Here is a 20,232-nt window from a genome sequence, read left to right on the forward strand (position 1 = left end):
CCCCGTTTTCGGGGCGCAGGCACTAATAAACTCACTCGCCGTATGGAACCCAGATATTTTTGATCTCGGTTGCATGGCTGAGGAAGGTCTTTGCATTCGGCGCAGCCCAATCCATCGCCTGACCATTCTGCACCCAAGTCCGCTTAAGATTGGTCGCTGAGGCACCCTCAACAACGGCATCTAGTTCCGGATCGCTAAAGCTCCAAACTGCATCGACATCCATGTGGCGTGCCATTGGATCAGCAACGTCGCTGTGGGGCCCTGTGAGAATGTTGACGACACCTGCGGGCACATCCGATGTTTCCAATACTTGGCTAAAGTCCGTTGCAGACAGCGGGAAGGGCTCGGATGCGCAAAGGACCACACGGTTGCCCATGGCGATCGCTGGAGCCATCACGCCGACAAGCCCCCCCAACGGTGAAGCGGCCGAGCACAGCGCGCCGATCACTCCAACAGGTTCTTTCATGGCAAGAGCAACACCTCGAATAGGGACACCGTGTACTTGGCCGTCATATTTGTCGGCCCAAGCGGCGTAGGTGAACAGGCTTTGAACCGCCGCTTCAACTTCTTTAGCGCCTGATTTCCCGCCTTGCATTTGATCAAGGCGATGCGCGAATTCATCCGCGCGGGCATTTAGGTTTTCAGCAATGAAATACAGGATTTGCGCGCGTAAATGGCCTGTGGTTTTGCTCCAGCTCTTGGCAGCATGTGCCGCCTCTACAGCATTGCGCACGTCTTTGCGGCTGGACTGTGGGGCATGCCCCAACAGTGCGCCGTTCTTGGCCCAGACAGATGTGGAATACCCGCTGTCAGGGCGAGTTTGTTTTCCGCCAATGTACAGCTTTGCTGTCCGGTCGATCCCTTCTTCGGGCGCGCCGCTGCCACTCATTGCTGAGATGGTTTTTACAGGCTTACCTGTTGTTTTCGATTTGGTGTAGGCACCCAGACCTTCCCAACCGCCTTCACGGCCAAAGCCGCTTTCGCGTACGCCGCCAAATCCTGCTGCAGCGTCCATCATGTTTGTACCGTTGATCCAGACAATGCCCGCCGCCAGTTTAGGCGCAATATCGAGCGCAAGATTTATGTTCTCGCTCCAGACAGTAGCGGCAAGACCGTAGCGTGAATTGTTGGCGATGCTTACGGCGTCAGCTGGGGTACGGAAGGTGGTTGAAACCAGCACGGGTCCAAAAATCTCTTCCTGCATCAATGTATCTGCAGGTTGCAGATCGGTGACAAGGGTGGGCGGATAAAAGCTGCCCATTGATGGGATGTCGCATGAGGCGACATAGGTTGTACCAGCTGTATTTGTAGCAACCATGGACCTTATGGTCTCAAGCTGGCTTGGGTCGACAATTGCGCCGACGTCGATGCTTTTGTCTAGCGGAGAACCAATGCGTAGCTTGTCCATGCGGGCGCGGAGTTTCGCGTAAAACAAATCTGCGATGGGTTCATGCACCAACAGACGAGAGCCAGCACAACAAACCTGACCTTGGTTAAACCAAATCGCGTCAACCAACCCTTCCACAGCGGAATCCAGATCGGCATCGTCAAACACGATGTAGGGTGACTTGCCTCCCAGCTCTAATGTGAGGGCCTTGCCGCTGCCAGCAGTGGCCTCGCGGATGCGGCGGCCAACGGCGGTCGAACCAGTAAAGGCAACCTTGTCCACGTCCGCGGTGACGATCATTTCCCCAACGGCACCGTCGCCAGTGACAATATTAACAACACCCTTTGGAACGCCAGCCTGGCCACAGATATCGGCAAATAGCAACGCGGTTAAAGAAGTGTATTCTGCGGGCTTAAGGACAACCGTGTTGCCCATCGCCAACGCAGGCGCAACTTTCCATGCAAGCATCAGCAGCGGGAAATTCCACGGGATGACCTGACCACAAACGCCAATGGCTGCGGCATCGGGCAATTCTGAGGGCATCAGCTGCGCCATGCCAGCATGGAAATAGAAATGCCGTTGCGCCTGAGGCACATCAATGTCGCGCGCTTCGCGGATCGGTTTGCCGTTGTCGAGGCTTTCCAGTACGGCAAACAGGCGGCTGTGTTTTTGCAGCAAACGGGCAAGGGCATAAAGCACCTTCGCACGGGCCGGGCCACCTGCGCTTTCCCATTTAGGCTGGGCACGACGGGCAGCTTTTACTGCACTGTCCACGTCGGCTTGCGTGCCTTGGGTCAAATTCGCCAAAACCTCGCCAGTGGCGGGATTTCGGCTTTCAAAGATTGCGCCAGTGGCAGTCATTTGCCCGTCGATAAAGTGGCCAAATTCTCCACCTTGATCAACAATCCAAGCTAGCGCTTCGGCGGCTGATTCAGGGGCGGTACCATAGTCCATGGTCTCGAAAATTTCGGAAACGGTCATGTGTGTCGCCTCTTGGCTCAGGATGTGGGGTGGCGGTAGCCAGCAGAATAGGCCCCGCTAACGTGATGCTCTAGCTGGCGCTCAATATCATTGAGCAACGAGGATGCCCCAAAACGGAACAGATCAGGTTGTAGCCAGCGGTCACCCAGCTCTTCTTTGATCAATGCCAGATACGTGATTGCGTCTTTTGCTTTGGAAATACCGCCAGCGGGCTTATAGCCAACCCGGTATCCGGTGTGCTCAAAATAGTCGCGGATTGCGCGGATCATCACCAGTGTCACAGGCAGGGTCGCGTTCACGCTCTCTTTGCCGGTGGAGGTCTTGATGAAGTCAGCACCAGCCATCATACAGACAAGCGAGGCGCGCGCGACATTTCGCAAGCTGCCCAACTCGCCAGTTGCGAGGATCGCCTTTACATGCGCGTCACCGCAAGCGGCGCGAAAGGCGCGCATTTCATCATAAAGGGCCTGCCAGTTCCCCTCCAATACGTGACGGCGCGAAATCACAATGTCGATCTCGGCTGCGCCAGCGGCGACACTCTGTTCAATTTCGGCAATGCGTAGGGGGAACGGCGAAAGGCCAGCAGGGAACCCTGTGGAAACCGCTGCAACAGGAATACCGCTTCCGCGAAGTGCTGCAACAGCAGGTTGGATCATTTCGTGATACACGCAGACCGCACCAGTGGTGATGGGGCTCATGCCAAGCGCATCAAGCGTAGATGCGGCAACTGGTTGGCGTGCTTTGGCACAAAGACGTGCAACACGGCGCGCGGTGTCATCACCGGACAAGGTGGTCAAATCGATGCAGGTCACAGCTTTAAGAAGCCATGCGGCCTGATAGGTTTTTTTGACAGAACGACGTGCAGGCAGGGATGCCGCGCGCCGCTCAATCGCAGATGTATTGGCCTGTGCACTCAACACCCAATTAAGGTCTAGCGGCATGCCGGCGTTGCGCGGCTCGGTCACTTGCGGCAGATGCCTGGCATGTGTCGCGGCGGATGAAATTGTTTCAACAGACATGGTGCTGCACCTTTCGGTAAATGCTAAGGCAAACTCGCATGTGATCGGGCTGATGTGCAAGGTGTAGCCGTGGATGGGCCGTTAGGTCAGCGGAGAAACCGCAGTGGGTGGAACGCGGCACAGGATGAATGCTTAGGTAAGTTGGACGAGCCAATGTGAGCCGTCGGTTTGTAAAAATAGAAGTAGCTCATACTCAAATAGGGGATTTGCCGGACCAAGTATCAAGATGATTCGGCCAATTTCAAAATGATTCCCCTATTTTGCTCAAAACGATTCGTTTTTGCTTTGACGAGTGATTCGCTCTCAGCCTATATCTGGATGGAGAATTCAAAAATGCCATTTTTGTAGCTGGAATTGCTATATCTGGTGTCTTCAGCTGGGGGCAGGATGAAAATACGTATATCGAATTTAGTTTTTGCCTTGGCGCTAGGTGTTACTTCTGTTGCTGCTGGTGAGCAAAAAGCTTCTGGCCAAGTAAACATATTGTTTGATGGCAAAGAGGTGAGCATTGGACCGTCCTTTCCCAGAGCGAGCGAATATGCGGCAAAATTTGCAGCTGTAGAACCGTCGTGCGATCCATATTGTGTGGTCCCTCAACAGACTGCAAATGGGATCACGACAATAGATGAACATGGCGTGCTCGCATTTCTTATGTCGGCAGTAGGGCGCAGAGATGGGCTGCTGGTGGATGCTCGCATGCCGCTAGACCGTGAGTTGGGGTTTATTCCCGGTTCCGTGAATCTGCCGCATGAAACAGTTGAAAAAAATAATGAATTCCGCGGCGACGTCCTCAAAGCATTAGGGGTGCGTACATTTGAAGGGGTTTTCAATTTCACGGACTCGCAACAGCTTGTCGTGTTCGACAACGGACCAACCCAAAATGATGCAGGCATATTGATCTCGCATCTTTTGGAGGCAGGATATCCTGCTGAGCAAATTAAATACTACCGAGGTGGCATGCAGGTTTGGTCCGTTCTTGGGCTGACTGTTCAGGAATAATCTAGAATGACAAAGCAAAACCCAAAAATTTCCTTCAGCACAACACCCGTCGACTCTGGGACGTCAGCGCAGAAGATCAAGACAACCGATTTGTCTGCCGAGCCGCCGCGCCAAAAGAGGCAAACTGTACGTATCCCGATGACTGTCGATGAAGAACCACCTGTTGCACCGGGGTTCGCTGAAACAGGGTTGATGGGCCATCGCGATCCTACTCTCTTTGGATCCAAGGGACGTGTGCTTGGTCTTGCTGCGGTTGCGGTCGGGGCATTTGTGCTGGGTTTGTTGACGGTGTTTTGGTTTGTGGCGGACGATGACCCAACGCCATTGGCGCAGATAGAGCCGGCTCAAGGAACCATGTTGGCTGTTAACGAACAGGATTTCGGATCTGTCGCAACGCGTGCGGCATCTGCGGACCTGACGGATGTTGGCGGGCCTGTGCCTTCAACTACGAAAGCCAGCGTAAACGAACAAGATTTGGTGAAGGTCGCATTAGAACGGTTGAAACCACGTGTCGTAGCAGCAGCGCCCCAAGGTAATTTGGTTCAAAACGCCACGGATCCTATAGATGTTTTGCAGCCGAATACCCTTCGGATACTACGCGAAGGAGTTCTGGCGAGAACCTATAATATCGCAATGGTCGAAGACAAAGGCATTGAGCGTTTACGTCTTCGTCCTTTGAGTGGAAGTGCCAACAGTCCGGTCATTGTTGATACCTTGATCAACGCTGCTGATGCGGGCAGAATTGACATGGCAGATGCGTTGCGCACGCCTGAGGGGGAGGTCGACACCGATACGATGATCTTTAGCCTTATTCAAAACTCGTTTCTTGGGGATCAAACGAGTGAGAGCAGGGACGCGGCCCATGAAATGTCGCGGAAGGCTTTTGCAGCGTCCAATGCTGGCACCACTGTTGAAGATGGCATGCGTGTCTACACTGTGCGGGCTGGCGACAGCTTAGCCTATATTTCATTACAATTTTTCGGAGTGCTTAACGCCTATACGCGTATTTTGGAAGCAAACCGAGACACCCTACAATCACCCGACAAGATCCAAGTAGGCCAGCGGTTAATCATACCCAGCTGATATAAAAATAATAAATGATGCCTCAACGGCGTCGGGTGAGCAGCGGGCTGGACAGAAATGTCCGGCCTGACTGTGTTTTAGGGCCTGTTGCAAATTGCGGCGGAGGCTGGATTTGTGCAAGGTGAATAAAACAATCATGACTGGATGCACTATGACGCGATATCCACGAGACTTTTCTGGCCATGGCGCCACGCCGCCAAATGCTGAGTGGCCAAATGATGCGCGCATCGCCGTGCAGTTTGTTGTGAATTACGAGGAAGGAGGGGAGAACTGTCTCCTTCATGGAGATGCCGCATCAGAGGCGTTTCTGTCTGAAATTGTAGGTGCTGCTCCGTGGGTCGGCCAGCGGCATTGGAACATGGAAAGCATCTATGACTACGGCGCGCGCGCAGGGTTTTGGCGTTTGCACCGCCTGTTCACGGGCGCGAATGTTCCGGTCACAGTTTACGGTGTGGCCAGCGCATTGGCCCGTGCCCCTGAACAGGTAGAGGCGATGCAGAACGCGGGTTGGGAAATCGCTAGTCATGGCCTGAAATGGATCGACTATCGCGACCACAGCGAAGAAGCCGAAGCTGCGGATATGGCAGAGGCCATCCGCCTTCATACCGAGGTGACTGGTCAGGCGCCGCAGGGCTGGTATTGCGGCCGCACAAGTGCCCAGACAGTTCGCTTAGCCGCCACGACAGGTGCGTTTGATTACATCTCTGACACCTATGACGATGATTTACCTTATTGGTCTGACATTGCCGGAACTGATCAGTTGATTATTCCCTACACTCTTGATTGCAACGATATGCGCTTTGCCACTCCGCAGGGGTTCAATTCGGGTGATCAGTTTTACACCTATCTCTGTGATACGTTTGATGCGCTGTATGCCGAAGGCGCCACAGGGCAGGCTAAAATGATGTCAGTGGGCCTGCACTGCCGTCTGATCGGGCGACCGGGGCGTGTTCAAGCGCTCGCGCGGTTCCTTGAGTACATTAAAGGGTTTGAAGGTGTCTGGACCCCGCGCCGGATTGAAATTGCAGATCACTGGCGCGCGAAGCATCCACCAGTTGCGGGCCGCCTGAACCCTAGTCGTATGCCGCAAGACGAGTTTGTTGAACGCTTTGGGGGCATTTTTGAGCATTCCGCATGGATTGCAGAACGTGCGTTTGAGTTAGAACTTGGGCCAGCCCATGATAGCGCCGCAGGAATGCACAGTGCCTTGGCGCGGATGTTTCGCTCTGCGAGTTACGATGAACGTCTTGGCGTGTTGACGGCCCACCCTGACTTGGCGGGTAAGCTGGCGGCTGCGGATCGCCTCACGGCAGAAAGTACATCGGAGCAAGCAAGTGCTGGTCTTGATGCGCTCACTGATGCTGAGAGGACGCAGTTTACCGAGTTGAACACAGCCTATGTGGCGAAACACGGCTTCCCCTTCATCATCGCGGTTAAGGATCACGACAAAGATGGCATCTTGCGCGCATTTGAGGCACGCATAGCCAACGACACTGAAACTGAATTCACCACCGCCTGTAAACAGGTAGAGCGCATCGCGCGCATTCGTTTGGAGCAAATTCTATGAGCTATGCCTTTCCCATTGGTGGTCTGCCTGACCAGACGGTTTCTCCCGAAGGGACGGCTGTGTTCACAGAAGCTTATGCAGTGCTGCCCGCCGTGACGCAGCGCGATATCGTCACCAGTTTCCTGCCCGGCTGGAAGGGCATGCGCATGTGGGTGTTGGCGCGCCCAATGTCTGGTTTCGCGGAGACCTTTAGCCAATATGCGGTGGAGCTTGCACCAGCTGGCGGCTCGGATGCCCCTGAAATCGACGAAGAGGCGCAATCAGTTATCTTTGTAGCCACAGGGCAAATCACACTAAATATCGATGGCGCGCGTCATGTTCTAGATGCAGGTGGCTACGCTTATATTCCGCCAGATACCGTCTGGACGGTTTGGAATGATAGCGATGTGGCCAGCCAGTTTCACTGGATTCGCAAACGCTATGTTGGTGCTGACGGTGTCGATATGCCTGAGGTGTTTGTGACCTCTGATCAGGCTGTTGAACCTACTGTGATGCCTGATTGTGATGGCGTTTGGGCGACCACACGGTTTGTTGCGCCTGATGATCTGCGCCATGACATGCACGTCAACATCGTTACCTTCCAGCCCGGCGGGCGTATCCCGTTCGCAGAAACCCACGTGATGGAGCACGGCCTGTATGTGTTGCAAGGCACGGCCGACTATCTCTTGAATAAGGATTGGGTGCCTGTTGAGGCCGGTGATTTCATGTGGCTCCGCGCGTTTTGCCCGCAGGCATGCATCACGACAAGCGACCAGCCGTTTCGCTATTTGCTATATAAAGACGTGAACCGTCATATGCCGCTTTGAAGGCGTTATGGCGCATTGAAAATCCAATGCGCCATATGATGCCACGTTTGATAAATAGCGGGGGATAACTCCGCGTTGCGGGTTTTAGAATCGCGGACGATTATGCTAGGTTTTGCGTCATGGCCCAAAGTAACCCCAATATAAGCACCTCTCAGCCCGTTATCCGCCAGTTGGATGATATCGCAATCAACCGTATTGCCGCTGGTGAAGTGGTGGAGCGGCCCGCCTCGGCGGTCAAGGAACTGGTAGAAAATGCAATAGATGCGGGTGCGCGCCGTATCACGATTGAATATGCGGATGGCGGCAAGACACTGATCCGTGTGACGGACGATGGCTGTGGCATCGCAGGTGAGGATCTGCCGCTTGCCCTATCGCGTCACGCGACCTCGAAAATCGACGGATCGGATCTGCTTAACATCCATTCATTTGGGTTTCGAGGTGAGGCGCTGCCATCCCTCGGTGCCGTTGGGCGTTTGACCATCACCAGCCGCGCCAAAGGCCATGACGGCGCGGAAATCAGTGTGAGTGGCGGGAAAACCGGAGGCGTAAAGCCGGCGGGCTTAAGCGAAGGCACAGTTGTGACTTTGCGCGACCTTTTCTTTGCGACACCTGCGCGGCTCAAATTTATGCGCACGGACCGCGCCGAGGCGCAGGCCATTGGCGATGTGATCAAACGTCTGGCCATGGCAGAGCCGTTTATACGGTTTGTTCTACGTGATGTCTCTGGTGATGGTGCGGGCCGTGATGTGTTTCGTGCCGAGGCCGAACAGGGGGATCTATTTGATGCGTTGCACGGACGCCTGCGCCAAGTATTGGGGCGTGAGTTCGCAGAGAACGCATTGCCGATTGATGCCGAACGCGAAGGTTTCCACCTGACGGGTTTTGCGGCTTTGCCTACCTATTCGCGCGGCAGCGCGGTGACGCAGTACCTTTTCGTCAATGGACGCCCTGTAAAGGATAAGATGCTCATCGGCGCGTTGCGCGGTGCGTATTTTGATTTCCTGAGCCGTGATCGCCATCCAGCCGCGGCGCTATTTGTAGACTGTGATCCGAATTTGGTGGACGTAAACGTGCACCCCGCCAAATCCGAGGTCCGGTTTCGCGATGCAGGTTTGGTGCGTGGGTTGATCGTTTCCGCGCTGCGCCTCGCACTTTCAAACGCGGGCCACCGCGCATCCAGTACTGTTGCCGATGCGACGCTAGGGGCTATGCGCCCCGAATTTCAGGGCGAAGCGCGCGTGTACCAAATGGACCGCCCTTCAACGGGTGCGCGCCATGCGGCATATCAAGCTCAAGCGCCTGAAGGTTTTGCCGAGATGAAGGGCATGTGGGGCAGGGTGGAAACACCCAATGAAGAAGCCCCGCACGGAGCCGAACCGCCAGTTGATTTCCCCTTGGGAACGGCGCGCGGACAAGTGCATGAGAATTACATCATCGCCCAAACCTCGACAGGCATGGTGATTGTGGATCAACACGCAGCACATGAGCGGCTGGTGTATGAAAAGTTAAAAAACCAGATGGCGGAAAACGGAGTGGCTGCTCAAGCGCTGCTCATTCCCGAGATCATCGAACTGTCCTCCTCTGACCGGGCCTCGATCCTAAGCGTGAGTGAGGAGTTGGCGAAGTTTGGTCTTGGGATTGAACCCTTTGGCGGGGATGCAATTGCGGTGCGCGAAACGCCTGCGATTTTGGGTGAGGTCAACGCCGAGGCTATGATCCGCGACATCATTGATGAGTTGGAAGGTGAGGGCGAAAGCCTGCTGGTCCAAGCGCGAATTGAAGCAATCCTCAGCCGAGTGGCCTGTCATGGTTCAATTCGATCGGGGCGCTGGATGCGGGCCGAAGAAATGAACGCGCTCTTGCGCGAGATGGAGGCAACGCCGCATTCTGGGCAATGTAATCACGGACGACCGACCTATGTGGAACTAAAGCTGACGGATATTGAACGGTTGTTCGGGCGTACATGATCCAGATTGGCGATGTGCAGCTTTCGGTGGACGATCCTATCATGCTGGGGGTCTTTGTAGGCGTCTGTGTTCTTGCGCTGATCCTTATTCTGCTTTGTGTCATGCTGTTTCGCCCCGCGCGCATCCCTGCGCCGCTTGCCCAGCAGTTGCACCGTCTTGGCAGCGGACAGGAACAGTTGCGTGGCAATCTGCAAACGGTTTCTGACACGCAGGCCCATGCACAGACACAGCTAATCCAAAGCCTTGAGACGCGCCTTGCGACTGTGCAATTGCAGATGCAGCAGCAACTGGCCCAAATGCAGGAACGGACCAATCAAAGCCTGCATGGTTCAGCGCAACGCACCACAACCAGCCTGACCCAACTTCAAGAACGCCTTGCATCAATTGATAAGGCTCAAGACAACATCACCAAACTGTCTGGCGATGTTTTGTCGCTTCAAGATATCCTGAGCAACAAGCAAACGCGGGGTGCCTTTGGGGAAATTCAGCTCAATGACATAGTTTCTAAGGCGTTGCCCAAAGACAGCTACACAATGCAAAAGACGCTCTCAAATGGTCGTCGTGCGGATTGCCTGATCCATCTTCCCAACCCACCTGGCCCGATTGTTATCGACGCCAAGTTTCCGCTGGAAGCCTATGAGGCATTGCACCGTGCGCAATCGGATTGGGAATTAAAATCGGCAGTCGCAAACATGCGGACAAGCGTGCGAAAGCACATCCGCGATATCGCCGAGAAATACATTCTAGATGGCGAGACTGCGGATGGCGCGTTGTTGTTTCTCCCCTCTGAGGCCGTCTATGCTGAGCTGCATGCCAATTTCCCCGAGCTGGTGCGCGAAGGATTTGATGCACATGTTTGGATTGTGTCTCCGACAACGTGCATGGCGACCCTGAATACGATGCGCGCCATTCTAAAAGACGCGCGGATGCGGGAACAGGCAGGCGAAATCCGCAAACACCTGCGCATGCTGCATCGCGATGTTGAATTAATCGTGGAACGCGTTGGCAAATTGGATACTCATTTTCGCCAAGCGCGGGCTGATCTTGAAGGGATTGGGACGGCATCAGAACGTGCAGGCAAGCGGGCAGCACGACTGGACAACTTTGATTTTGAGGAAGTGGAAAGTGCGGAAACCGCAAACCCTCTTGTTCCGGTTAAAGGAACGCCTAGATCATAACCAAGAAAGCGAAGACTTTAGCACCTTGTTGTCAGAAAAGGCAGTTGCGGTTGTGAGTCAGGTCGGTTTTTTCAAATGTCCGGATGGGCGATCTGGCTGGATCAACGGAACTGCACTCTTGGCGACAGGTTTGGCTTTAGGGCCGTTTAAATAGTAACGACTACAGGGAAGACGGAAAAATATGACACAATGGCAAGGCAAACGGTATTGGCTGGTAGGCGCAAGTGACGGTCTGGGCGCCGCACTGGCAAAACAATTAAGCCGCGCTGGCGCGGAGGTTATTCTTTCAGCTCGCTCTGGCGATAAGCTGGAGGATGTTGTGAACAACCTACCAGGCAAGGCGAGCTTTGTTAAGCTGGACGTAGCGGATGCGGATAGCGTTGCGCGGGCAGCTGAAGAGATTGGTGAAGTGGACGGTGTCGTTTATCTTGCCGGGGTTTACTGGCCCTTTAGTGCAAAGCATTGGAATGCCGAACAGGGCAACGCCATGGCTGATATTAATTTTACAGGTTTGATGCGTGTGATGGGGCAAGTTGTCCCACAGATGGTGAAGCGCGACGAGGGGCATGTCGTTATCACGTCTAGCCTGGCTGCATATCGCGGGCTGCCAAAATCCATAGGGTACTCGGCCTCCAAGGCCGCAACGCTGTCACTTGCTGAAAGCATGTACGCTGATCTGCGCAAGACGGGTGTAAAAGTGCAGGTGGTCAATCCGGGGTTCATCAAGACCCAATTGACGGACAAAAATAACTTTGAGATGCCGTTTTTGATGGAAACTGACGATGCCGCACGTGAAGTGTTTGAGCACATGAACACTGACAAGTTCAAAAAGAGCTTCCCGTTTGTGTTCTCAATGTTGTTCCGCGCGGCGCAATTTCTTCCAGACGCGCTTTACTTTCGCCTCATGCGCTGAGGTAGTTAAAGTATCGTGATCTGAATGTGCCGCCCTTCCGGGCGGCATTTCATTCTATTAGTCAGGACATCTATATGCTGTCGGTAGTCCGCAGTCTGATGTCGAGATAGACGAGAGCGTGTCAGAGCATACCTTTGCGGCGAATCTCGATGACGCTATCGCGGCTTTCCATGAGAGCCATAAAGACTGTCAGTGCAGGGAAATCAGATAGGACTACACCATCGCCAGCTAGCCAGTTGCAGACGACAAACAGATAGGCATCAGCAACGGTGAAATCGTCACCGCAAACATATGGACCCCGTAGACATTCGGTCTCTACATGGGCGGTGCAGGCGGTCATGGTTTCGGGCACCTTGGCGGACATGTCTGCTAGGCTGTCGGCGGTATCAGCCCAACGGTTACCGCGCATTTTGTGGGCGTGAGCCACGTGCATGGTAGAGGCAAGATAATACATGACGCTGCGCATATGTGCGGCGTCTTCGGGTGCTGATGGAATGAGGGAGGCGCTGGGCGCGAGGGCGGCGATGTAATCGAGCAAGGCGCCGGTTTCTGACAGGATCACGCCATCTTTTAGCACCAGCGCAGGCACACGGCCCTTTGGATTGACCACAAGGTACTCGGGTTTTGTTTGCTCAGCTGTTGCAAAATCAATGCGGGTTAGGTCATGTTCCAAAGCAGCTTCGATCAGGGCGATGGCGGGTGCGATAGAGATCGTGCCATCAGCATAAAATAAGTTCATCTTTGGGACCTTTCAGATGTTGGTTTTCGACAGGCTGCGCGCAGGCGTGTCTAGGTGAGGTGTAGCATTGAACAATACAGGAGAAAGATGTCCGCCAATCGGGTGCAGCTGGTGCAGAGAGGTGTGGAATATCGCAATCGCTGTGCGTGCGGTGGCCGCAATGCTCAATTCCATCTGTTGGCCGATCACATTGGCGATCAATCCACCTGATGTAACCACCAATGCGGGGCCGGTACCTTCGGCGATCTGCGCAAGCGCGTCGCTGATGCGGGTTTGAAAATCGGCATAGGTTTCTGGTGCGCCTTCCAGCTTGCCGTCTTTCCAGTATTGGAACACTTGAGGAAGGTGGTTGATGAAGCCGGCTTGTTCGGTCGGGAAGGGAACGCCGTGCTGCTCAGTGAGTAGATTGCCAAGGGTGAAATATTCCAACTCGTTTAGGCGGGCATCACGTGTCGCCGAAAGACCTGTTGCCATGCCATCTGCGGTTTCGATGTGTCGACGCAATGTACCTGTATAAAGCCGCGTGTGATGGGCCCCTGTGTCACGTAGGTGCTCCCCCAGCCATTTCGCCTGTTCATGACCAAGGTCACTGAGGCGATCATAGCTAAGCTCGTCTTTGGCTGTGGAATTGGCCTGACCGTGGCGGATAAGGGTGATTGTAGACATGCACGCTCCTGTTGTTGATGTTGTTGATAGGGGAGGTCGCGGGGCAGCGAAAGAGGTCTATCGGAAACCTTCAAGCAGGTGCATGGCGGAAATGCGAGGCGTCGTGTCGGGAACAGCCCTTCTGGTACGGCCATGCAGGTCTAGAAAGTTTGAAAGCGCTTTAGAGGATATTGTCATGACGGATAAGGTAACATTCACGCTCGATGGGCAGACTGTTGAGGCAGATGCCGGATTGACGATTTGGGAAGTGGCCAATGGCCGCGGCCTGATCATCCCCCATCTGTGTCATAAACCCGCTCCCGGTTATCGCCCCGATGGCAACTGCCGGGCTTGTATGGTGGAGATTGAAGGTGAGCGCACGCTGGCGGCATCCTGTATCCGTGAGCCTAGCGATGGCATGGTTGTTGTCACCAACAACGCCCGCGCACAAAGCGCCCGTAAGATGGTGGTTGAGCTGCTGATGACGGACCAGCCAGAGCAAGACATCGCACACGATAAATCCAGCCACATGTGGGATATGGCAGCTTTGAATGGCGTCGAAGAGAGCCGGTTTCCTAAGCTCGCAGAAGGTCGCATTCCGCTGTTGGATGACAGTCATGTCGCGATGAGCGTAAATCTTGATGCCTGCATCTCCTGCGGGCTGTGCGTTCGGGCGTGTCGTGAAGTACAGGTAAACGATGTGATTGGCATGTCGGGACGCGGGCATGACAGCTACCCAACGTTTGATATGGCTGACCCGATGGGTGCGTCATCATGTGTTGCCTGCGGTGAATGTGTTCAGGCCTGTCCAACAGGTGCGTTGATGCCCGCCAACGTGGTTGATGAAAATCAAGTGGGCGATAGCGCCGATTTTGACAATGAAGTCGAAAGTATCTGCCCCTTTTGCGGCGTGGGATGTCAGATTTCGCTTAAGATCAAAGACGATAAGATCAAATATGTTGATGGTATCAATGGCCCGGCAAATGAGGGTCGTTTGTGCGTGAAGGGTCGCTTTGGATTTGATTATATCAATCACGACCACCGGCTAACGAAACCATTGATCCGCCGTGATGATGCGCCTGCTAAAGGTCTCAATGTTGATCCCGGCAACTACCATGAGTTTTTCCGCGAAGCATCTTGGGATGAAGCGCTGGATGCTGCTGCAAATGGTTTGAAAGACATTGGTGGCAAAGGTGTCGCTGGATTTGGCTCGGCTAAATGCACAAATGAAGAAGCATACCTGTTTCAAAAGATGATCCGTCAGGGGTTTGGCCACAATAACGTGGATCACTGCACGCGTCTTTGCCATGCGTCTTCCGTATCTGCGATGCTCGAAAATGTCGGCTCTGGTGGCGTTTCTGCTACGTTTAACGAGATCGAAAATGCGGATGTGGCAATTGTGATTGGGGCGAACCCAACTGAAAACCACCCCGTTGCTGCGACCTATTTCAAGCAGTTCACCAAACGCGGTGGCAAGCTGATCGTGATGGACCCGCGCGGCCAAGCGCTCAAGCGGTTCGCATATCAGATGTGCCAATTCCGGCCCGGAACAGACGTTTCTATGCTGAACGCGATCATGAATGTGATTGTCGAAGAAGAGCTGTACGACAAGCAGTACATCGAAGGTTACACCGAGAACTGGGAGGCCGAGAAGGCGCACCTCAAGGATTTCACGCCTGAAAAGATGTCAGAGATCTGCGGCATCGATGCTGAAACCATCCGCGATGTTGCGCGTACCTTTGCGGGTGCAAAATCAGCGATGATCTTCTGGGGCATGGGCGTAAGCCAGCACATTCACGGCACAGACAATGCACGATGCTTGATCAGCCTTGCGCTAATGACTGGGCAGATTGGTCGTCCCGGCGCGGGTATTCACCCACTTCGTGGACAGAACAACGTGCAAGGCGCGTCTGATGCGGGCCTGATTCCGATGTTCTTGCCTGATTATCAATCCGTCACCGATGATGGCGTGCGCTCTGCCTTTACGGATGTATGGGAAAGCGGTGATTTCAGCGCCGAAAAGGGCCTGACCGTTACCGAGATCTTGGATGCGGTGCATGCGGGCGATATCAAAGGCATGTATATTCTGGGTGAAAATCCCGCCATGTCTGACCCTGATGTGGTGCATGCGCGTGATGCTCTGGCCAAGCTGGATCATTTGGTTGTGCAGGATATTTTCATGACCGAAACAGCGAACTATGCTGATGTGATCCTGCCTGCCAGCGCCTTTGCTGAAAAGTCGGGTACTGTCACGAACACCAACCGACAGGTCCAAATGGGCCGTCCAGCAGTTTCACCTCCGGGTGAGGCCCGCGAAGATTGGTGGATCGAAGTTGAGCTTGCCAAGCGTCTAGGTCTGGATTGGACTTATGCTTCACCTGCGGAGATTTTCGCAGAAATGAAGCTGAACATGAAATCGCTCAACAACATCACGTGGGAGCGTTTGGATACTAAAGGTGCCGTGACCTACCCGTCACTCAGCCCAGAAGATCCCGGTCAGCCAATTTTGTTCACGGATGGTTTTCCGCGTCCAAGTGGGCGCGCACGGTTTACACCTGCCAGCATCATTGCACCTGATGATACGCCAGACAGCGAATACCCGATGATCCTGACAACGGGTCGCCAGCTAGAGCACTGGCACACAGGGTCTATGACCCGCCGTTCAACTGTTTTGGATGCGATGGAACCGGAGGCGAACTGTTCGTTGCATCCATCAACCCTGCGCAAGCTGGGTGTCGAAGCGGGTGAGCTGGTGCGCCTAACAACCAAGCGCGGCAGCATCGAGATTATGGCCCGTATGGACCGCGCTGTTTCACCGGATATGGTTTTCTTGCCATTTGCCTATGTCGAAGCAGCTGCGAACATCCTGACCAACCCTGCAGTTGATCCTTACGGAAAAATCCCTGAGTTCAAGTTCTCGGCAGTTAAGGTTGAGGCAGTTCTTGTAGTTGTAGCTGCGGAATAACTTAGGCGGTTTGGCGAAATTATAGGGGGGTGGGATAATGTTCCCGCCCCCCTATGCTATTGGTGAAACGGAATAAGAGGAAACGCCATGCTTGTGAATGCCGAACGGTTCTTAGCAGACCTTCATACATTGCGATCCTTTGGTGCGTCCGGTGTCGGCAAGGGCGTCGTGCGACCCGCCTATTCTCAACCTGATATGGCCGCACGTGACTGGCTTGCGCAACAGATGCTGGATGCTGGATTACGTGTCGTTGTTGATCCAATGGGCAATTTGTTCGGTTTGGCTGAGGGGCCATCGCTGCTGTTGGGATCACATAGTGACAGCCAGCCTGAAGGAGGGTGGCTTGATGGTGCGCTGGGCGTCATTGCTGCCCTTGAAGTAGCGCGAACATGCCGCGCGGCAGGTGGTCCAGCGGTGTCGATTGTTTCGTTTCAGGATGAAGAGGGCCGTTTTGGTGTGACCACTGGCAGCGCTGTTTGGTCTGGACATTTGGCGCTTAAGGAAGCGGATTTACTATGTGATCATGAGGGAATTTCCTTGGCTGATGCACGTCGCGTGGTGAATGTGACAGGTGAGGTGGATGCCAACCAGTTTACTGGATTTATCGAGATGCACATTGAGCAAGGCCCCGTTTTGGATGCTGCAAATAAGCAGATCGGCGTGGTGAGCGACATCGTGGGCATCCGCGATGTGAAGATCACATTTGAGGGCCAGCAAAACCACGCGGGGACAACACCTATGCATGTACGCAAAGATGCGTTTCAGGCAGTGTCGGCCTTTAATCACGCGCTGGAGCAGCGGTTTTCCAACGTCGTAACGCCATCAACCGTCTGGACTATTGGCCATATCAACTTGCATCCAAACGCGTCATCAATCGTGCCTGGGCGCGCTGTGTTTTCTATGCAGTGGCGGGACGGCGATACTCATCGGTTGGAGCAGATGGAGCGGATCATCCGTACACTTGCAAACGAGGTGGCAGATGACCGTGGAATGCAGGTAACCTTTGGGCCGTTGTTGGGGCTCGAACCGGTGGCGATGGATGGCAAATTGCGCGCTGCTTTAGAGGGGGCAGCAGAGGCTGTGACACTTGGAAACTGGCGTGTCATGCCTTCTGGGGCATTGCACGATGCCACAAATGTTTCGCGTTTAATGCCTGTAGCGATGGTTTTTGTACCATCGATCAACGGCATCAGTCATGCGTTTGAAGAAGACACTGCGGAGGTTGATCTGGTTGCGGGTCTAAAGGTACTGGAGGCGGCCGTTCAATCCTTGGGTAGTTAAATCCACGCGACATCCCCCAAAAAGATGTATCCGGCCCCATAGATTGTTTTGATCAACTGTGGGTTTTTGGGGTCTTCGCGCAATTTGGTTCTGAGGCGTGAAATGCGAACATCCATGGCGCGGTCAAAGCTCTCTGATGCGGCACCGCCAAGGCTCTCTTGCATCTGTGCTCGGCTGATGAGGCGCTTGGGCGCATCTAGAAACAGCCGCAAAACTTCTCCCTCTGCATGGCTGAAGGACGTTTCCAAGCCCGTATCATCCTCAAGAACGTAGCGGTCAAAGTGCGCGGTCCACCCATTAAAGGCAGCTGTATTACTGGCGCGTGTTGTAGGGCGGGCACCGCGCAAACGGGCACGGATACGTGCAACAACCTCTGCGGGATCAAAGGGTTTGCTGATGTAATCATCCGCGCCCAATTCCAAACCCGTCACACGGTCTTGTACCTGTGCGCGGCCCGAAATGATGATCACAACTGCGCCCTGCTCTAATGCAAGGCGGTGAACAATGGCGAGGCCATCGGTATCCGGCAGCGATAGATCAACAAGACAAACATCAGGCGTCCGTTTAGCCAATGCCGCTTCAAAGGTAGATGCGCGACCAAAGCTTTGTGTCTCAAATCCTGCCTCTTGCAGGACGTCAGATAGCAAGGTGCGAATTTCGGGTTCATCATCAAGGATGCTGACGAGGGGCTTTGTCATAGGGATGCTTCCTGTGAAGGGGTAATGAGGGCCGCGAGATCGTCAGCCGAGAAGGGTTTGCGTAAAACAGGCGCATGCTTTTGAGCCTCTAGGAAAAGAGCTGCATCTGGCGGGAGTGAGGTCATCAATACCAATGGCGGGCTATTGGGGCCAAGGCGCTGGGCGAGGTCTATTCCGGTTGCTTCGCCCTCCAACTGTAAATCCGATAGGATGAGGGCAATATCCGGCAGATCCGCAAGCAACGCAGTTGCTTCGTCCGCTGATGCGGCTTCGATGACAGAATACCCCAGTGCCATCAACATATCGCGCAACAAGGCGCGAAGATCATCTCGGTCCTCCACCAACAAAGCGAGACCGGTGCTGGCCTGAACGGCTTCGCGAAAGGGCAGGCGCATCGTGACGCGAGCACCCGTTTCGGTGTTGCCCAGTCGTAAATCTCCACCCGCCAATTTGGTCATGTCATAGACCATTGGTAGGCCAAGGCCTGAACCCTCTGACCCTTTGGTGGTGAAGAATGGATCAAGCCCTTGCTTTAGGGCGGCCGCGGAGAAACCTGGACCCGTATCGGTGACTTGAAACTCGATCCACGTATCATGCACGCGGCGCACGTTTAACGAAATCTCTCCGCTGGTTCCCATAGCATCACGGGCGTTGAGGATCAGGTTTAGTAAGCCATCCTGAAGCTTACCGCGGTCTAGCAATACAGTGCCGATATCGGGGACGTTCAGGTGCAACCTTGTTCCGGCAGGCAGCGTCGGTTCTGCCAATGTGACAAGGTCTTGCATCAACGCCGACACATCTGTGGCTGTCGGACGCAAGCTCCGCGGATCAGAAATTTCTGCAATGGAGCTAAGTAAGGTGCCTCCCCTGCGCGCTGCTGCGAGGGTGCCCTCAATCAAGGGCGCGGCGTCGGCAGGCAGTGTGGGTAGGCGCCCCAACCTTGATTGCAGGCCTAGGATGATTGTCAAAAGGTTTGAAAAGTCATGGGCAAGGCCGGAGGTGATTTGTGCAGCAAGGGCGCGGCGGTGGGTCTGCTGCAGGGCAGCACGGGTTTGGGTCTCTTCTGTGACGTCCATGGATAGGATGTAAGCACCACCAGCAAGATCAGGTGTAAGAGCGGTGCGAATACGGCGCGCACTGGCGGGGTCAGTGAATTCTTGAATGGCGGGTGCTCCGCCAAAGGCCGTATTCAGTGCATCACGTACCTTGTCGTGGTTGTCGGGCCCTAATGCGTTCCGAATATGACGGCCCAATATATCGGACCCGCGATCCGGGAAGATTGTGCTAAAGCGCAGATTTGAATAAGTGTAGTGACCTGTCGGATCGACATGAGCGATGTGGGCTGGCATCATTTCGGTCGTGAGGCGCGCGCGTGCCTCGGACGCAGTGAGTTGGCGTTTGGTTTCCTCAAGTGCAGTGATCATTGCAGCAAGTTCGCGGTTGGTCTGAGAGAGCTTTTCAGTATGCGCGAGGACTTGATCACTGAGCGCATCAGAGTGCGCGCGCAATAACGCTTCTTGTGATTTGGTCGCTGAGATGTCGGTGTAGACCGTTACCCAGCCGCCCTCCGCCAGAGGTGATCCTTCTACCGAGATGGTGCGCCCGTTGGCGCGGGTGCGTTCCATATAATGGGGCTCAAACGCGCGCGCTTGGTTTATGCGCTCTTGAACAAAAGCCTCGACGTCAGTGACCTCTCCGTATTCGCCGCGTTGCGCAAGGTGGGTGATCGTATCGCGAAACGTGGCGCCGGGTGTTACGAGCGCTGACGGTAGATCAAAGATGGTCTGGAAGGGCGCATTGCAAACGACAAGACGCAGGTCTTGGTCATAGATGGTCAGGGCCTGCCCAATAAGGTTCAGGCCCGCCATTGTCATTGTTTTGGTTTGATCATCACCGAATTGCATGAGGTGTAGTTTGCACCCGCGCGCAGGGGTGTCAAAGGAACACTGCGCCTTGTTACAATTCGTAAGGTTTGAGAAAACATCAGGAAAAAGTTGACGTCGA

The 20,232-nt window shown here is 54.4% G+C and carries 15 protein-coding genes; 9 read left to right on the forward strand and 6 right to left on the reverse strand.

The features are described from left to right. Positions 1-31 precede the first annotated feature (31 nt). Together V7775_RS22630 and deoC are read right to left on the reverse strand one after the other, a co-directional pair. Positions 32-2,368 (reverse strand): aldehyde dehydrogenase family protein, encoded by a 2,337-nt coding sequence (locus tag V7775_RS22630; protein ID WP_335754208.1) that lies wholly within the window; start codon positions 2,366-2,368, stop codon positions 32-34. 17 nt (positions 2,369-2,385) lie between these two features. Continuing rightward, complete coding sequence (deoC, locus tag V7775_RS22635) at positions 2,386-3,387, reverse strand: deoxyribose-phosphate aldolase (protein WP_335754209.1); 1,002 nt, start codon at positions 3,385-3,387, stop codon at positions 2,386-2,388. Between the two features lie 354 nt (positions 3,388-3,741). Between deoC and V7775_RS22640 the strand changes: the two genes are divergently transcribed. From V7775_RS22640 to V7775_RS22670, 7 genes are all read left to right on the forward strand, one after another. Beyond that, a complete protein-coding gene (locus V7775_RS22640; protein WP_335754210.1) occupies positions 3,742-4,386 on the forward strand; it encodes a rhodanese-like domain-containing protein in 645 nt (214 codons plus the stop codon). Between the two features lie 6 nt (positions 4,387-4,392). After that, positions 4,393-5,469 carry a LysM peptidoglycan-binding domain-containing protein gene (locus tag V7775_RS22645; protein WP_335754211.1) on the forward strand — a complete coding sequence of 359 codons (1,077 nt, stop codon included), beginning with the start codon at positions 4,393-4,395 and terminating at the stop codon, positions 5,467-5,469. A 151-nt stretch (positions 5,470-5,620) separates the two neighbouring features. Further along, positions 5,621-7,036 carry an allantoinase PuuE gene (gene puuE / locus V7775_RS22650; protein ID WP_335754212.1) on the forward strand — a complete coding sequence of 472 codons (1,416 nt, stop codon included), beginning with the start codon at positions 5,621-5,623 and terminating at the stop codon, positions 7,034-7,036. After that, entirely contained in the window at positions 7,033-7,842 is an 810-nt protein-coding gene (locus V7775_RS22655) for a bifunctional allantoicase/(S)-ureidoglycine aminohydrolase (protein WP_335754213.1), read from the forward strand. The genes puuE and V7775_RS22655 overlap by 4 nt, the downstream gene beginning before the upstream one ends. 119 nt (positions 7,843-7,961) lie before the next feature. Continuing rightward, positions 7,962-9,809: a DNA mismatch repair endonuclease MutL gene (gene mutL / locus V7775_RS22660; protein WP_335754214.1), complete on the forward strand. Its 1,848-nt coding sequence runs from the start codon at positions 7,962-7,964 to the stop codon at positions 9,807-9,809. Next, positions 9,806-10,987: a DNA recombination protein RmuC gene (locus tag V7775_RS22665; protein ID WP_335754215.1), complete on the forward strand. Its 1,182-nt coding sequence runs from the start codon at positions 9,806-9,808 to the stop codon at positions 10,985-10,987. Before mutL ends, V7775_RS22665 begins: the two co-directional genes overlap by 4 nt. Positions 10,988-11,168: 181 nt before the next feature. Next, complete coding sequence (locus tag V7775_RS22670; RefSeq protein ID WP_335754216.1) at positions 11,169-11,900, forward strand: SDR family NAD(P)-dependent oxidoreductase; 732 nt, start codon at positions 11,169-11,171, stop codon at positions 11,898-11,900. Positions 11,901-12,021: 121 nt separating this feature from the next. Here V7775_RS22670 and V7775_RS22675 read toward each other — a convergent pair whose 3' ends face one another. Next, positions 12,022-12,639 carry a glutathione S-transferase family protein gene (locus tag V7775_RS22675; protein WP_335754217.1) on the reverse strand — a complete coding sequence of 206 codons (618 nt, stop codon included), beginning with the start codon at positions 12,637-12,639 and terminating at the stop codon, positions 12,022-12,024. A gap of 12 nt (positions 12,640-12,651) precedes the next feature. Then, the gene (locus V7775_RS22680) at positions 12,652-13,305 is read right to left on the reverse strand and encodes a histidine phosphatase family protein (protein WP_335754218.1); all 654 of its coding nucleotides are present in this window, start codon (positions 13,303-13,305) and stop codon (positions 12,652-12,654) included. 175 nt (positions 13,306-13,480) lie between these two features. Here V7775_RS22680 and fdhF point away from each other — a divergent pair, with 175 nt between their 5' ends. Together fdhF and V7775_RS22690 are read left to right on the forward strand one after the other, a co-directional pair. After that, complete coding sequence (gene fdhF / locus V7775_RS22685) at positions 13,481-16,249, forward strand: formate dehydrogenase subunit alpha (RefSeq protein WP_335754219.1); 2,769 nt, start codon at positions 13,481-13,483, stop codon at positions 16,247-16,249. 87 nt (positions 16,250-16,336) lie between these two features. Further along, positions 16,337-17,530: a hydantoinase/carbamoylase family amidase gene (locus V7775_RS22690; RefSeq protein WP_335754220.1), complete on the forward strand. Its 1,194-nt coding sequence runs from the start codon at positions 16,337-16,339 to the stop codon at positions 17,528-17,530. On the opposite strand, the gene V7775_RS22695 is transcribed toward V7775_RS22690, so the two are convergent. Both V7775_RS22695 and V7775_RS22700 read right to left on the reverse strand, forming a co-directional pair. Further along, the gene (locus V7775_RS22695; RefSeq protein ID WP_335754221.1) at positions 17,527-18,228 is read right to left on the reverse strand and encodes a response regulator transcription factor; all 702 of its coding nucleotides are present in this window, start codon (positions 18,226-18,228) and stop codon (positions 17,527-17,529) included. The genes V7775_RS22690 and V7775_RS22695 overlap by 4 nt on opposite strands. After that, positions 18,225-20,132 carry a hybrid sensor histidine kinase/response regulator gene (locus V7775_RS22700; protein WP_335754222.1) on the reverse strand — a complete coding sequence of 636 codons (1,908 nt, stop codon included), beginning with the start codon at positions 20,130-20,132 and terminating at the stop codon, positions 18,225-18,227. The genes V7775_RS22695 and V7775_RS22700 overlap by 4 nt, the downstream gene beginning before the upstream one ends. Positions 20,133-20,232: the final 100 nt, after the last annotated feature.

The organism is Sulfitobacter sp. (genome assembly GCF_036960155.1).
Taxonomy (GTDB): Bacteria; Pseudomonadota; Alphaproteobacteria; order Rhodobacterales; family Rhodobacteraceae; genus Sulfitobacter.